Genomic DNA, 14,051 nt, shown 5'->3' on the forward strand with positions numbered 1-14,051 from the left:
AGTTCTCAGTAGGACGGCTTCCAGCAAAGCGTGGACAATGTAACAAAGCAGACGGCCAGGAAGGCGATCACCGTGTTCGCCGCATGGGAGTATTCCCATTGCTGTCTCAGCGCTTGCCAATTTGCAGGAGCAACGATCCAATTCTGCGTCGCCTGATTGGCCGGAAACGTCCAATGATAAAAGATGATGATCATCGCGGAAAAACAAGCGACGGCGGCCACGGAAAATCCGAGGGACCGCGCCTGCGAGCGGACAAGAAATGCGAGCGCGATGTTCAGGATCAACGCAAGTGCCCATAACGCCCCGAGAGCGGCCCATCCTCGGTAGATTCCCTGCACGGTGAAATACTCGGCCTGCGGCAAGTCAATCTTGTTGGGCAGAGCGGCAAGATGCGCTCCCGCCGGAATCAGCGTGAGCGCAGAGACGATGATTGTCAGAAACTGAACAGTTCTAATTGCCATGCCAGGCGTCCTCAGCTCTTAAATTCGAACGAGACGGAACACCAAAGGTTCCCGGCAGGCTGAAACGCGGCTGCCCATTCTAGATCCAAAGCGGAGAAAGATGCGGTGGTGGCCAGCCCGGGGGACTTCAAAGACGGCCGTTGATGGAAGTAGTGGCAAAAAAAGAGCCTTGTCGAATTTAGTTGTCGGGTGTAACTGGCAAATATCGCGAAAAGCGACTGCTTCCCTTGATCCGCTCAGTGGCGGAGTAAACAGGTGGACGAATTGTCGTCCAGGTGGTCAAGCACACGCCATCCATGCCCTTTCGAGCGTGGATCGGCCAGCGTTCCCCAGAAAAGAACGCCTGACGTCCGTCAGGCCTAATCGCGAGCGATGGCGCCTGGCGGCGCTTGCATGCTCGCGTCCACCGGAGCGTGCCATGAACAGATCCCTCATCGTTATTTTCACTGCCATCGTCCTTGATGCCGTTGGCATTGGCCTCATCTTTCCGATCCTGCCCTCGCTGCTGCAGGACGTCACCCACACTGAAAACGTGGCTCCCTATATCGGCATCATGACTGCCCTCTACGCAGTCATGCAGTTCATCTTCGCACCGGTGCTCGGTTCGCTGAGCGACCGGCTTGGGCGACGCCCGGTGCTTCTGATCTCGCTTGCCGGCGCGGCCATCAACTACCTGTTCCTCGCCTTTGCGCCCAGCCTCTGGATGTTGCTGCTCGGTCGCGCCATTGCCGGGTTGACCAGTGCCAACACCTCGGTGGCGGCCGCTTACATCACCGACATTTCCCCCGAGGATAAGCGCGCCCGCCGATTTGGCCTGTTCAACGCCATGTTCGGCATCGGTTTCATCGTCGGCCCCATTCTTGGCGGCGCCCTTGGTGATTACTGGCTGCGGCTGCCCTTCATGGCGGCGGCCATGCTCAATGCCTGCAATCTTCTGCTGGCATTCTTCATCCTGCCGGAGTCGCGCGCACCCAAACGGGAGAAAATCGACCTCGGAGCACTTAACCCGCTGTCGCCGCTGCGTTGGGTGTTCTCGGTGAAGAGCCTGCTGCCGCTCATCTTCATCTTTTTCGTCTTCAGCGCCACCGGCGAGGCCTATGGCACCTCCTGGGCCCTCTGGGGGAGCGACGCTTTCCGGTGGAACGGGCTTTGGATCGGTCTTTCGCTCGGCACATTCGGTGTCTGCCAGACGCTCGCCCAGGCGTTCCTTCCGGGACCGGCCGTGAAGCTGCTCGGCGAGCGAACTGCCATTCTGACGGGTGTTGCCGGCGCCTGCATTGCATTGACCGTCATGGCCTTTGCGACCGAGAGCTGGATGATCTTCGCGATCATGCCGGTTTTCGCCCTCGGCGGCATCGGCGTGCCGGCCCTGCAGTCTCTGGCGACCCGGCAGGTCGACGAGAGCCAGCAAGGCCAGTTCCAGGGCGTGCTGGCCTCGGCCGTGAGCCTGGCCTCGATCGTGGGACCGTTGGCTTTTTCCAGCTTCTATTTCGTCGTGCGGGAGCAATGGCCAGGTGCGATCTGGCTATCGGTGGTCGCTGTCTACGCCGCCAGCGTCCCGCTGGTTCTCGGTTTACGTCTCAAGAAACCGGCAACGGCCCTGGTGGCGTAGAGGACTGCTCAAAGACAGTTCGCCAGCCTAGCGAATTCTTCGACCCCGCTCGCATCAGGGCCATTCGCCGATTTCTTGGCTAGCTGACTGATGGGTTTGCCGGTCAGGCGGCACGCTCTAGTGCAGCCCGGATCTGGGCTTCGGTGGAGGCGATCGCAGCCTTGGCAGCGTCCGGGCTGACGAGTGTCCCTTCCACGCGGACCACTTCGATATCCGTCAGTCCGATAAAACCGAGAAGATGCACGAGATAGGTGGTCTGGAAGTCTAACGGGGCGTTCCTGCCTTCCGAAAAGACGCCGCCAGTTGCCGTCACGAGATAGACTTTCTTGGCGGGCAACAATCCCATCACGCCGGTTGCATCGTAGCGAAAGGTGACGCCAGGCCAAGTGATGTAGTCAAACCAAGCCTTGAGCTGCGTCGGCGGGCCGAAGTTGATCATGCCCGAGCCAACGACAATTACGTCGGCAGCCTGAACCTCATCAACGAGGCTTTGAGCGAGATCGACGGCTTCGACCTGTTCGGGTGTACGTGTCTCGGGCGGCGCAACGCGGCCGTCGATATAGGCTGCCGCGATATGCGGCAGCGGTGCCGCCCCAAGATCACGTTCGACAATTGTGCCGGCAGAACGGGCGCTGAGGCTTTCAGCGATGTCACGGGAAAATCGGGTGGAAAGGCTCTGAGGACCGCGTGGGCTGGAGGTAACGAGGAGGATGTTGGTCATTGGTGGCTCCTGGGGGAATGAGTAGTATCAAATTGTGACCAACCCTATTAAGATAACTATTTGACCGTTCGCAAGAAGGCACATTCATGACACTCGGTGACATAGAGTTTCCTACCCCAAGCGAAGACGCCGACTGCCGTCCCGTTCGGGAAATCCTCGATCGCATCGCCGATAAATGGAGTCTTTACATCTTCGTGGCCCTGAAGGATGGGCCGGTCCGCTTCAATGCATTGCGACGGCAGATCGACGGGATCTCGCAGCGGATGCTCACGATTACGCTTCGGCAATTGGAACGCGACGGTTTGATCAGTCGCACCCACTTTCCGACGATCCCACCGCGCGTGGATTACGAACTGACTGCGGTCGGCAGGTCGCTTCTCGCCCCAGTCATGGCCTTGATGACCTGGGCAGATTCAAATCGGGATGTGATCGAGCAGGCGCGCTGGCAATATGACCAAACTAGATGAACCTGAGCGGAGCTGGCGCTTGTCGCTCATCTGTCGCTAAAAGACTGCGAATCCGCCGCAATGCGGAAGGGCAAAGCCGCTCGTCTACGCCAAGATCGCCAACTGCAGATTCGGGCCGAAAGCGGTCTTGGCCGGAGCTCAGAGACAGTTCGCCAACCGAACGAACTCTTCGACCGACAGCGTTTCCGCCCGCCGTGCTGGGTCGATGCCGGCTTTCACCAATAGCGCCTCGCCACCGAGTGATTTGACGCTCTGGCGCAGCATCTTGCGGCGCTGGCCGAAGGCGGCGTGGGTGACGCGTTCGAGTTTGGTGACGTCGCAGGGCAGGGGATTTGTCCGGGGCGTCAGGTGCACCACCGTTGAGGTGACCTTTGGCGGCGGCGTGAAGGCCTGCGGCGGCACGTCGAAGACCATGTGCGCATCGGTGCGCCAACCGGCGAGCACGCCGAGGCGGCCATAATGGTCATCGTCCTCGTCGGCGACGATCCGCTGGCCGACTTCCTTCTGAAACATCAGCGTCAGGCTTTCCCAGAAGGGCGGCCATCGGTCGGGCGAAGGCAGCAGCCAGTTGATGAGTAGCTGGGTGCCGACGTTGTAGGGCAGGTTGGCGATGATCTTCACCGGGCCTTCAGGCGCGAGCGCCGCAAAATCCGTCTTCAGCGCATCGCCCTCGATCACTTCGAGCCGGCCGGGATAATGCTCGCCGATTTCCGCGAGAGCAGGAAGACAGCGGCTGTCCCGTTCGACGGCGATCACCTTTTTGGCGCCGAGCGACAGGATTGCGCGGGTCAGGCCGCCAGGCCCGGGGCCGACCTCGAAGACGGTTGCATCGCCGAGCGGCCCGGCGCTGCGGGCGATCTTCTGGGTGAGGTTGAGGTCGAGAAGGAAATTCTGTCCGAGCGCTTTCCTGGCGTCGAGCCCGTGACGCTGGATCACGTCCCGCAGCGGCGGCAAGCCATCCAGAGTGGCCATCAGCCGGCTTTCGACGTCAGAGCGAGATTGCCGGCAAGCTTGATCGCTTCGACGAGGCTCGTCTCGCGTGCGACACCCTGGCCGGCAATGCCGAACGCCGTGCCGTGATCGGGCGAGGTGCGGATGAACGGCAGGCCGAGCGTGACGTTGACAGAGGTGTCGAACCCGAGCGCCTTGGCGGGGATCAGCGCTTGGTCGTGATACATGCAGATTGCCACGTCGTAGCGAGCGCGCGCCTCGTCGTGGAACATCGTATCGGCCGGCAGCGGCCCGAAGACGTGCAGGCCTTCGGCCCGCAGCTTGAAGATCGCCGGATGGATGATGTCCTGGTCCTCACGGCCGATCGCGCCATCCTCACCCGCATGCGGGTTGAGACCAGTTACCGCAAGCCGCGGCTTGTCGATACCGAAACGGGTCTTGAGATCGTGATGGGCGATGCGGCAGGTCTCGGCGATGAGATCCGTGCTGAGCGCGGCGGGCACGTCCTTCAGCGGGATATGGATGGTGACGGGGATCGCCCTAAGCTTCGGCCCCGCCAGCATCATCACCGGCAGGATCTTCTTGCCCGTGGCGCGCTCGGCAAGGTCGGCGAGAAATTCCGTGTGGCCGGGGAAACCGAAGCCGGCCTGGTAGAGAATGGACTTGGCGATCGGATTGGTGACCGTGCCGGCGGCCTTGCCTTCGAGCGAGAGCGAAACGGCGGTCTGGATTGCCTGGATCGTCCCCTTGGCGGTTGCCACATGCGGTTCGCCGGCGGCGATTTCTGCGCCGGCGGCAATTGGCAGAACGGGCAGGGCATCCTGAAAGATCGACATCGCGCTGTCGCTACCCGCTTCCCGGATCGGCACGTCGAGGCCGAGCATCACGGCGCGGGCCCTGAGCACGGCCGGATCGCCGAGGAAGAGGAAAGGCGGCAGGTCGTATTTCTGACGCGAGGCCCAGGCGACAAGCGTGATATCGGGGCCGATGCCGGCAGGATCGCCCTGGGTCAATGCAAGCGGACGGTCGAGAGGCATTACGGCTCCGGGAATGGCTTAAGTGTCGAGGTCAGCGATACTCGATCTGTGCCTTGCTGCGCAGGTCGTCGAGATATTTCTTGTCGTTGGGGTCGGGAGCGCCCTTCTTCTCCTTGCCGAGGTCCTCGGCGCGGAACACGACTTCCGCCGCGAGATCGTCCGACACCTGGCGCTGCTTGCAGATGGCCAGAAACTCGACGCCGCGTTCGGTGACGCGGGTGCCCGTCGTGCCGCCGTCGGCTGTCTTCTCGATCAGCGGCTTCCAGTCGGCCGGCAGTTCGGGGGCGAGAACGCGGCCGAGGTCGCGGATCGACACGTCCAGCATGGTCGCGGCGAAATCTTTCGACTGCTCGCAGCCCGGGAATTTGGAGCGTGCGGCGTTCGCTTCCTTCTGGCGCTTGGCGAGAATGGCGTTGCGTTTGGCCGGGGGCACGACGAAGATTACCTGTTGCAGGAAATATTCGGTGGTGACCGGCTTTTCCTTGTTCTCCATCATGCGCTTGACGAGTTCCTGGCTCGACATGCGGCCGCGCGAGCCGCCGTAACGGGCGTTGACCAGCCGCGGCCAGCTCATCTGCACGGCGATGTAACTCTTGAAATGCTCGACGCCGACGCCGGCTTTCTCGAGAATCTGGCTCATCTGCGCCACGCTCAGCTTGTTGCCGGCGGCAAACCGCTCGAAGGCCTTGTCGACGTCCTCGGTGCTGACCGACATTTTCACGCGGGAGATTTCCTGGCGCTTCAGCGCCTCATCCACCAGTACCTCGCGCGCCGTCTTGGCATCGGCCTTCTGACGCTGAAGGCGCAGGAAGGCGACGCGCTTGGCGACATCGCTGCTGGTGATCGCCGTCCTGTTGACGACGGCTGAGACTTCGCTTGCGGCCTGCGCCTGCTGGACGCCGGGCTGGATGACGACCGAGGCGGCCAAAGCGGCCGCGGCCAGCATCAGCTTGCGCGTTGCGGTCATTGCGAACATGATACCAATCCCTTTTCCCGCCCCGGTGGGTACTTGAACCCGCCCAGCCTCGCCTTTCATACTCTATCCGCGACCGCTTGCACAATTCTTGCGGCGAAACGATGACGCTTCACCGAGCGGACGAACCGCCACATCAGTTGCGGTAGTCCTGGTCGAATCCTGTGGTAGAGCCGACGCTGATATCGCCAAGTGTGCGGAAACTCAAGCGTGCGCTGACGGTCCAGTCGTTGGCAGCCGTGTCCGACGGCTTGTCCGTGTAGGCGAGCGTAAAGATCGTGCACTCGTCCGCATAGCTGATGCCAATGCCGCGCCGGATCAATTGCTTGTCCACAAGGTCCCAGGTCGCGGTGCCGGCAAGCGCCCAGTTTTCGTTGATCCGGAAGCTCATCGAGTGCTTCAGCACGTCCCTCGCGTCGTCCGAACCGTATTCCGGCTGAGCATCGACCTGCGTGTAGACCAGCGTGCCGCTTACCCGCGGCGTCGTGTAGCCGAGCGAGGCATCGGTGCGCTTGATCGCAAACGTCTTTTCGTCGAAGCGGGCATTTGCCCCGATCGTGAAGCCCTGTGGCAGATCGATGGCTGCCATCGCGACATAATCGGACCGCCGCGTTTCGAGACCAGAATCGGCGCCTGCATGAACCAGGTCCTCGGTGGCGAACGAGTTCTGGCCGGCAATCTGATAGGACTGGCCGACAACGCTGCGCACGCCGATGCCGTTTGCGAACGTACCGGTATAACGAAGGCCGACATTGGCGCGCGTGCCGCCTTCGACACGGTCGAAGCCCGAAAACTTGTCACGCTCGAAAAGGCTGGTAGCGTCGAAGACGAAGCTCTGCGCATCCTCGTTCGGCAACCCGCCCGCCATCTGCTCGTCGGGACGCGCGAAGATCTGCGCAATCGGCTCGATGATATGGCTGCTGTTTTCGGTGGTCAGCAGGATCGGATAACGCGCCTCGAGACCGGCCGTGAGCATGTAACGGCCGTTGGCGCCTTCAGTCTCCATATCGCCGAAATAGGCACCCGGAGTGCCGGAACCGGTATGGCGGATGCCGTCGCCGCGGGCGGCGAGGATCGGCGTCAGCAGCAGGCCGTCGAGCGTGTTGAAGGTGCGCTTCCATTCGGCTTCCACGGTCAAGCGGCTGTAGCTGCCTTCAAGACCCGGGAAACGATTAGTCGTGCCTTCCCTGTACCAGTCGTCTTCGCGACGGGACAGGTTGGTAACGTTGGAGGTGACCGAAAGCTCGCCGCCGAGGATCGGTTCCGGCGCATAGTAGGTGTAGTCGAGCGAAGGATAGACGATCGCCTGCTTCTGTTCGGCCGTGTTGCTATAGGTGTCGTCCTGGATGTTGAAATAATAGTTGTGCAGGTCGAAATAGTTCCGCGTCCCCAACCCGGTGAGATAGATGTCGTTGGTGAACGTGCTGCTCCCGACGCCGGTCAACTTGTAGGTCCGTGAAAAATTGTTGTCGCTCTGGGTCATGACATTCCAGCCGAACGTCCAGCGCGGATTGATCCTGAATTCACCCTTGGAGGCGGCCATGAAGCGGTTGTCCGCGGCACTGTCGCTGGTATTCGGTTTGAAGGCCCCCGGATCGTTCTGGTGGATGCCGGCGAAGCGGAACGTGTGCTCGCCTGTCTCGAACTTGTTGCGGATCTCGCCCTGGAGCAGCAGCCCCTGATTGGAAAAATAGGTGGGGCTGAGCGTCGCATCCATGCTCGGCGAGAACACGTGATAGTAGGGCACGGTCACGCCGAAGCCGAGATTGTCGCTCGCGCTGTATTGCGGGAAGAGAAGGCCTGACTTGCGCTCGACCGTTTCGTCCGGAACCTCGATCGCAAACGGCAGACGGCCGATCGGCAGGCCGAACAGTTCGAACTGGGCGTTTTCCAGGCGAATCGTATGGGTCTGGCCGTTGCGGACGATACGCTGCGCCTTGACCTGCCAGAGCGGAGCTTTGCCGGGCGTCTGGGTGCACGGAAGACAGGCGGTGTAGACGCTGTTGTTGAGCACCATCAGGTCGCCGGGCTGGCGCTCGGCGCTCTCGGCGGCAAGGCGGGTATTGTCGGTGGTCTCGACGCGAAGCGCGTTGATGAAACCTTCGCTGAAACTGTCGGTGACATCAAGCTGCTCGGCGTAGACGCGGCTGCCGCCCGGCTCGATCAGCTCGATATTGCCGGTCGCCATGACGCGGCCGCTCTTCTGATCGTACTGAACGCGCTGCGCCACCATCTTGTAGCGATTGTAATAGATCTGCACGCCACCGGTTGCGGTGACCAGCTTGGCATCCTGATTATAGACGAGCTCATTGGCGCGCAGCAGCATCTTGGCGCCGTCCGCTGCCTGAGGCACCAGACCTTGCGCCTGCACAACCGTTGCGGATACGCCGAATACGCATACAGACACACCTGTCAGCAGGGCGGCGGCGAGCCGTCTTATATGTTTGCGGTCACTTACCGCCACTAGCCATCCTCCTGATGAAGCAGAATTGTCGTCCCCAGCGCCGTCGCAACGATCACTGGAATCCAGACCGCCACGAAGGGAGGAATTGCCCCACTGCTCCCGAATGCTTTCACAAGCACAGTGACGACATAAAGCACGAAGCCAGAAACTATTCCACCCAGAATCACGGAGCGGGACTGGGCGAACCGACTGAATTTTAATGAAACTGTCGCTGCAATGAGAGTCATTGCCACGAGCAGGATCGGCAGGGAGAGCAGCGAGTGGTACTGCGTCTCGAGCGCCTTTGTGGGAATGCCGAACGATTTGCTGACCTCAATTTTTCTGGAAAGATCAAAAAACGCAACAGTATCAGGCTGCGCCAGACTCTCTTGAATGTATTCCTGCTTCAACTTGGTGCGAACCTGTGCTGTCTCGCGACGCACCGGAATTTCGCCCGGCCGGTTTTCCAGAACCTCTTTAAGCAGCCAGTAACCATTTTCCAATTTTGCGGTCTTGGCATCCTGCCGCAAGGCCACGCGGCCGTCCTTGTCGAACTGGAAAACCACCACGTCGACGAGCAGCGTTCCCTTCTCCTGATAGCTCTTGGCGCCGATGATCGTATCGTCGTCGCCGCTGATCTGCCGGATCCAGGGGATGAAGGCGGACGCTCGCGACCGGTTGCTCGCCTCGCGCCAGCTAGCCTCCATGGAAGCTGATTCGCGCTGGCCCCACGCGGCGAGCGGATTGACCACGAACAAGGTGGCGAGCCCGATCAGAAACGCTCCGATGACGAAGGGCGAGACGAACTGCCAGACCGAAATGCCGGCCGCACGCGTCACCACCAGTTCATAGCGGCGGTTCAGCGCGATCAGCACCGTCATGCCGATGAAGAGGCTGAGCGTCGGGATGATCTGCTGCAGGATGAGCGGCAAGCGCATGGCGGTCATCAGCAGCCCGGCCGAAACCGTATAGCCGGTAAAGCCCGACATGCGGCGGCTGGTTTCGCTGAAGTCGGCAAGAAAGATGATGGCGCTGACGCCGAGCAGGAACCACAGCGCGGTGACGATATAGCGGCGGAAGAAATACCGGCCGAGCGTCGTGAAGATCATGCCGCACCTCCGCCCGAAGTCCGCGAGGCGGGCATCCGGCGCTGCAGGCTGCTGGCCAGGCGCGACATACCGCGGGTGATGAAGCGCGGCGCCGAGAACTGTCGGTTGGTGGCAAGCATGAAGATTGCGATCAGCGAGAAGACGACCGGCACGACGTAGGGAAGCGGAGTGTAGAGCGAATGGCGTTCGACCATGTTGGTGGCCGAGAAACCGAGCCAGCGCACGCCGAACGCAAGGAACAGCGCAAATACCATCGGATGGACCCGGGTCTGCCGGTGCGAGCGGGTGCTGCCGGCGATGACCAGCGAGATCAGCGCGAAGCAGATCGGGAAAAGCCAGTCGGACAAGCGTCTGTGCAGTTCCGACCGATAGGCATTCGGCGACTTCTGATAGAGCGGATCGTTCGGATCCGGGTTCAGGAGAAAGGCCAGGCTGCGGTCGGACGAATATTGCGGCAGCCCGCCTTCCGCCTTCGCCATCGCCGACAGGTCGAAGGCGTAGGAGACGAACTTGATGATCGAGATGCGACCGTCGGCGGCTTTGCGATGGACCTCGCCGTCGCGCATGGTGAGCGAGGTGCCGCTTTCGTCGATCGATCCCTCACGGGCATAATAGATGAGGTCGAAATTCGGGTCGCGATAATCGACGACGAACAGGCCCTTGAGCACGCGGCCGGAATGACGCTCCGAGATCTGCACGTAGAGACCCGGCTCGATGCTGCGGAAGGTCTTCTCCTCGATGACCGAGGAGAGCAGGTCCGCATAGGCCGCAGCGACCATCTGGCGAGCTGCGACGCGCGAAGGCGGCTCGACGAAATTCGTCACCAGGAAGGAGAACATGCTGAGCGCGATCCCGAGCATCAGCACCGGCCGGTAGATGATGTTGCGCGATGCTCCGGCCGCGTCGATGACCGGCAACTCCGAATCGTTGTTCATCGCCGTCAGCGTCTGGGTGATGCCGATGACGAGCGCGAAAGGCAGCACGACGGGGATGATGGTGGGCAGGATGAAGGTGGCAAGAGTCGCGAACGAGCCCATCGACTGGCCGGTATCGGTGACCAGGTTGATGCGTCCCAGCACCTGGATGGTCCAGATGATGGTGAGCACCGGCAGGAGCGTCACCAGGAACATCTGAAAAATCCGGCGCAATATGTAGACTTCGAGAAGCTTCATTCCAGCCTGGATACCCTGCACAACGTCACCCGGGGAATGGTGACAGCTTGTTGCCCCGAGATGACGGTCGCGCCTATCTAAGCGATTGATATCAGCATTGCGACAGGGGTCGCGTCACAAATTTGTTTGCGAATTCCGTTTTCTTGCTCGCTGTGACATTTCGAAACACGCGGCCACCCCCGCATAGACCACCAGCGACGACAGCCAGCCGAGCGTCACGTCGGAAAAGTAGTGGCCCCCGAAGGAAGTCCTCAGCGCCGGCGAGATCAGCGAGATGGCGATCAGCGGCGGGCCGAGCACCGGACGCAGCGGTTTAGGCAGCAAAACGATGAGGCAGGCCAGCCACCCGGCGCCGGCCGCCTCGCCGGAAATGAAGGAACAGTTGCCGACGCAGGCGCCGCCGAAATCGCCGGCCGGCGTGAACACGTCCCTGCCGCCGAAAAAGTCGGTCTCGTAGGGGCGGGGACGGTTGGAGACCTGCTTCAGGATCAGGTTGACCAGCACGTAGGGGCCGATCAGGAAGGAAATCAGGGCAATGGAATAATTCCGCGTCTTGCGCGGGCTGTAGGTCGTGCCATGGTGCTGCAGGTTGGCGATCAGCCGGTAGATGATCCAGATCGCGACCAGCGCCGGCAGGTAGAAGAGAATGCGCCGGATCAGTATGAAGAGCGTTTCGGCGCCATAGGGGAAACTGCCGCAGACGCGGCCATGTTCGATAGCCTCGCCGCAGGCGGCTTGTTCGAAGAAGGCGCGCGCCACCGCAAGATCGATCTGCGGCACCAGATAGAAGACCGCCAGCAGCACCCACCAGAGCGCCATCAGCACGATGAACAATCCCCTCGGCGTGGCAAGGAATCGCCGCATGGCGGCCAGCCATTCGGGGACGGTTTGGGAGGGCGAGGTCATGCGAACTTATCCATTGGTCGTCGGGCGGCGCGACCCTAGAGCAAGACGCGCCGGATTTGAACAGGGCCGGCGACCGATAGAAGGGCAGCGGACCGATAGAAGGGAATGCCCGCTCCCGAAATCGGGCTTTTTGACGCGTCGGAGAGCGAACCGGCCTGCGGGCTGAGACGGTAGCGACATCTCGCCCTTGCGCTCGCGGCCGAAACGGCGATGATCGCCGCTTTCTTTCGAAAGCCTCCTGGAGTCGCAATGTCCGTGAAATTCGATATCTCCTTCGCCAAGTCCGCCAAGATCGACGGCGGCCTTGCCATCCAGCTTAAGCTTGCCGGCGAAGGGCCAGCGGCGGGTGCCGCCGATGCCGATCCTGCCGGCATCGTGAGCCGAGCGGCCGAGATCGCGAAGTTTTCCGGCAAGCCGATGTCGACGCTGGACCTCATTGCGCCGCAGGGGTCGCCGGCTGATCGGTTGGTCGTATTGGGTCTCGGCAAGGCCGAGACGCTGACCGCCTACGACTGGCTGAAGGCGGGCGGCGTCGCGGCTTCGACGGTCAAGTCGATGACCAAGGTTGCAATCTTCGCCGACGCGCCGGGCATTGCCGTCGGTGCTGCCGAACTGGCCGGGTTCGCGCTCGGCATGCTGCTGCGCGCCTACAGCTTCGACACCTACAAGACCAAGAAGGGCGAAGACGACGACAAGGCGCCGAAGACCGTCAAAGTGACGATCGTCACCGCCGCGCATGCCGCCGCCAAGAAGGCCTTTTCCGATTCCGAAGCGATCGCGGGCGGCGTGCTTCTTGCCCGCGAACTCGTCAACCTGCCGCCGAACGTGCTCGGGCCGGTCGAATTCGCCGACAAGGCCAAGGAACTGGAGAAGCTCGGCGTCGAGGTGGAAATCCTCACCGAGAAGGAGATGAAGAAGCTCGGCATGGGTGCGCTGCTCGGCGTGGCGCAAGGTTCGGTCCGCCCGCCGCGGCTCGCCGTCATGCAATGGAAGGGCGGCAAGCCGAAGGAGGCGCCGGTCGCCTTCATCGGCAAGGGCGTCGTTTTCGATACCGGCGGCATTTCCATCAAGCCGGGTGCCGGCATGGAAGACATGAAGGGCGACATGGGCGGCGCCGCAGCGGTGATCGGCCTCATGCATACGCTTGGCGCCCGCAAGGCCAAGGTCAACGCGATCGGCATTCTAGGCCTCGTCGAGAACATGCCTGACGGCAACGCCCAGCGGCCGGGCGATATCGTCACCACCATGTCGGGCCAGACGATCGAGATCATCAATACCGATGCGGAAGGCCGGCTGGTGCTTGCCGATGCGCTTCACTATTGCAACGACCGTTTTAAACCGAGGTTCATGATCAATCTCGCCACCCTCACCGGCGCAATCCTGGTGGCACTTGGAAACCTGCAGGCGGGCCTCTTCTCCAACGACGACACGCTGGCCAGCCAGTTGACCGGTGTCGGCGATGTGACCGGGGAGCGCCTGTGGCGCATGCCGCTCGGCAAGGAATACGACAAACTCATCGATTCGAAATTCGCAGACATGAAGAATACCGGCGGGCGCAACGCAGGGTCGATTACCGCGGCGCAACTCTTGAAGCGCTTCGTCGGCGAAACGCCCTGGGCACATCTCGACATCGCCGGCACCGCGATGAATTCACCGTCGAGCGAGATCAACCAGTCCTGGGGATCCGGCTACGGCGTCCGGCTGCTGGACGAACTCGTGCGGGCGCATTACGAGAGCTAATGACTGAAGTCCTGTTCTATCATCTGACCGAATCGAAGCTCGAGGATGCGCTGCCGGCGCTTCTCGAAAAGAGCGTCGAGCGCGGCTGGAAGGTGGCGGTGCAGACGAGCGGCGATGTGCGGCGGGATTTTCTCGACGCGCATCTCTGGACATTTCGCGAGGACAGTTTTCTGCCGCATGGCACCGACGCCTCGCCGATGGCCGAGGCGCAGCCGGTGCTTCTGACATCCGCTGCCGAAAACGGCAACGGCGCGACGGTCCGCTTTCTGGTGGATGGTGCCGAGCCGCCGCCGATCGCAGACTACGACCGTATCGTCTTCATGTTCGACGGCTACGATGCCGTCCAGCTCGACAATGCCCGCGCCCAGTGGAAAAAGTTGAAGGGCGAGGGGCATGCGCTGACCTATTGGCAGCAATCGGAAGAGGGGCGCTGGGTCAAGAAGGCCTGACCCGAAGTCC

13 protein-coding genes are annotated in these 14,051 nt (G+C 61.6%); 4 read left to right on the forward strand and 9 right to left on the reverse strand.

Going from position 1 to position 14,051, the window contains the following annotated elements:
* Positions 1-5 precede the first annotated feature (5 nt).
* Positions 6-461 carry a hypothetical protein gene (locus ACZ9IU_RS07610; protein WP_038541683.1) on the reverse strand — a complete coding sequence of 152 codons (456 nt, stop codon included), beginning with the start codon at positions 459-461 and terminating at the stop codon, positions 6-8.
* 418 nt (positions 462-879) lie between these two features.
* Between ACZ9IU_RS07610 and ACZ9IU_RS07615 the strand changes: the two genes are divergently transcribed.
* The gene (locus ACZ9IU_RS07615; RefSeq protein WP_038541686.1) at positions 880-2,073 is read left to right on the forward strand and encodes a TCR/Tet family MFS transporter; all 1,194 of its coding nucleotides are present in this window, start codon (positions 880-882) and stop codon (positions 2,071-2,073) included.
* A gap of 103 nt (positions 2,074-2,176) precedes the next feature.
* On the opposite strand, the gene ACZ9IU_RS07620 is transcribed toward ACZ9IU_RS07615, so the two are convergent.
* Positions 2,177-2,794, reverse strand: a complete 618-nt coding sequence (locus ACZ9IU_RS07620) for an FMN-dependent NADH-azoreductase (RefSeq protein WP_038541690.1) — start codon at positions 2,792-2,794, stop codon at positions 2,177-2,179.
* A gap of 86 nt (positions 2,795-2,880) precedes the next feature.
* Between ACZ9IU_RS07620 and ACZ9IU_RS07625 the strand changes: the two genes are divergently transcribed.
* Entirely contained in the window at positions 2,881-3,261 is a 381-nt protein-coding gene (locus tag ACZ9IU_RS07625) for a winged helix-turn-helix transcriptional regulator (RefSeq protein WP_038541693.1), read from the forward strand.
* Positions 3,262-3,399: 138 nt separating this feature from the next.
* On the opposite strand, the gene rsmA is transcribed toward ACZ9IU_RS07625, so the two are convergent.
* From rsmA to ACZ9IU_RS07660, 7 genes are all read right to left on the reverse strand, one after another.
* Positions 3,400-4,233: a 16S rRNA (adenine(1518)-N(6)/adenine(1519)-N(6))-dimethyltransferase RsmA gene (gene rsmA, locus ACZ9IU_RS07630; protein WP_038541696.1), complete on the reverse strand. Its 834-nt coding sequence runs from the start codon at positions 4,231-4,233 to the stop codon at positions 3,400-3,402.
* A complete protein-coding gene (gene pdxA, locus ACZ9IU_RS07635; RefSeq protein WP_038541699.1) occupies positions 4,233-5,249 on the reverse strand; it encodes a 4-hydroxythreonine-4-phosphate dehydrogenase PdxA in 1,017 nt (338 codons plus the stop codon). Before pdxA ends, rsmA begins: the two co-directional genes overlap by 1 nt.
* 31 nt (positions 5,250-5,280) lie before the next feature.
* Positions 5,281-6,195 carry a SurA N-terminal domain-containing protein gene (locus ACZ9IU_RS07640; protein ID WP_244447512.1) on the reverse strand — a complete coding sequence of 305 codons (915 nt, stop codon included), beginning with the start codon at positions 6,193-6,195 and terminating at the stop codon, positions 5,281-5,283.
* Between the two features lie 163 nt (positions 6,196-6,358).
* Positions 6,359-8,686 (reverse strand): LPS-assembly protein LptD, encoded by a 2,328-nt coding sequence (locus ACZ9IU_RS07645; protein ID WP_038541702.1) that lies wholly within the window; start codon positions 8,684-8,686, stop codon positions 6,359-6,361.
* Positions 8,686-9,774: an LPS export ABC transporter permease LptG gene (gene lptG, locus ACZ9IU_RS07650; protein WP_038541705.1), complete on the reverse strand. Its 1,089-nt coding sequence runs from the start codon at positions 9,772-9,774 to the stop codon at positions 8,686-8,688. Before lptG ends, ACZ9IU_RS07645 begins: the two co-directional genes overlap by 1 nt.
* Positions 9,771-10,946 carry an LPS export ABC transporter permease LptF gene (gene lptF, locus ACZ9IU_RS07655; RefSeq protein WP_038541707.1) on the reverse strand — a complete coding sequence of 392 codons (1,176 nt, stop codon included), beginning with the start codon at positions 10,944-10,946 and terminating at the stop codon, positions 9,771-9,773. Before lptF ends, lptG begins: the two co-directional genes overlap by 4 nt.
* A 114-nt stretch (positions 10,947-11,060) precedes the next feature.
* Complete coding sequence (locus tag ACZ9IU_RS07660; protein ID WP_038541710.1) at positions 11,061-11,852, reverse strand: phosphatase PAP2 family protein; 792 nt, start codon at positions 11,850-11,852, stop codon at positions 11,061-11,063.
* Between the two features lie 249 nt (positions 11,853-12,101).
* On the opposite strand from ACZ9IU_RS07660, the gene ACZ9IU_RS07665 reads away from it, so the two are divergent.
* Both ACZ9IU_RS07665 and ACZ9IU_RS07670 read left to right on the forward strand, forming a co-directional pair.
* Entirely contained in the window at positions 12,102-13,592 is a 1,491-nt protein-coding gene (locus ACZ9IU_RS07665) for a leucyl aminopeptidase (protein ID WP_038548993.1), read from the forward strand.
* On the forward strand, positions 13,592-14,041 hold the full coding sequence (locus ACZ9IU_RS07670; RefSeq protein ID WP_038541713.1) for a DNA polymerase III subunit chi: 450 nt from the start codon (positions 13,592-13,594) through the stop codon (positions 14,039-14,041). The genes ACZ9IU_RS07665 and ACZ9IU_RS07670 overlap by 1 nt, the downstream gene beginning before the upstream one ends.
* The last annotated feature ends 10 nt before the right edge of the window (positions 14,042-14,051 follow it).

Source organism: Mesorhizobium sp. USDA 4132 (assembly GCF_056279545.1).

Bases quoted from the DNA above. Each gene is read 5' to 3' on its own strand.
- ACZ9IU_RS07610 (WP_038541683.1), bottom strand. From the start codon at position 461: ATGGCAATTAGAACTGTTCAGTTTCTGACAATCATCGTCTCTGCGCTC.
- ACZ9IU_RS07615 (WP_038541686.1), top strand. From the start codon at position 880: ATGAACAGATCCCTCATCGTTATTTTCACTGCCATCGTCCTTGATGCC.
- ACZ9IU_RS07620 (WP_038541690.1), bottom strand. From the start codon at position 2,794: ATGACCAACATCCTCCTCGTTACCTCCAGCCCACGCGGTCCTCAGAGC.
- ACZ9IU_RS07625 (WP_038541693.1), top strand. From the start codon at position 2,881: ATGACACTCGGTGACATAGAGTTTCCTACCCCAAGCGAAGACGCCGAC.
- rsmA (WP_038541696.1), bottom strand. From the start codon at position 4,233: ATGGCCACTCTGGATGGCTTGCCGCCGCTGCGGGACGTGATCCAGCGT.
- pdxA (WP_038541699.1), bottom strand. From the start codon at position 5,249: ATGCCTCTCGACCGTCCGCTTGCATTGACCCAGGGCGATCCTGCCGGC.
- ACZ9IU_RS07640 (WP_244447512.1), bottom strand. From the start codon at position 6,195: ATGCTGGCCGCGGCCGCTTTGGCCGCCTCGGTCGTCATCCAGCCCGGC.
- lptG (WP_038541705.1), bottom strand. From the start codon at position 9,774: ATGATCTTCACGACGCTCGGCCGGTATTTCTTCCGCCGCTATATCGTC.
- lptF (WP_038541707.1), bottom strand. From the start codon at position 10,946: ATGAAGCTTCTCGAAGTCTACATATTGCGCCGGATTTTTCAGATGTTC.
- ACZ9IU_RS07660 (WP_038541710.1), bottom strand. From the start codon at position 11,852: ATGACCTCGCCCTCCCAAACCGTCCCCGAATGGCTGGCCGCCATGCGG.
- ACZ9IU_RS07665 (WP_038548993.1), top strand. From the start codon at position 12,102: ATGTCCGTGAAATTCGATATCTCCTTCGCCAAGTCCGCCAAGATCGAC.
- ACZ9IU_RS07670 (WP_038541713.1), top strand. From the start codon at position 13,592: ATGACTGAAGTCCTGTTCTATCATCTGACCGAATCGAAGCTCGAGGAT.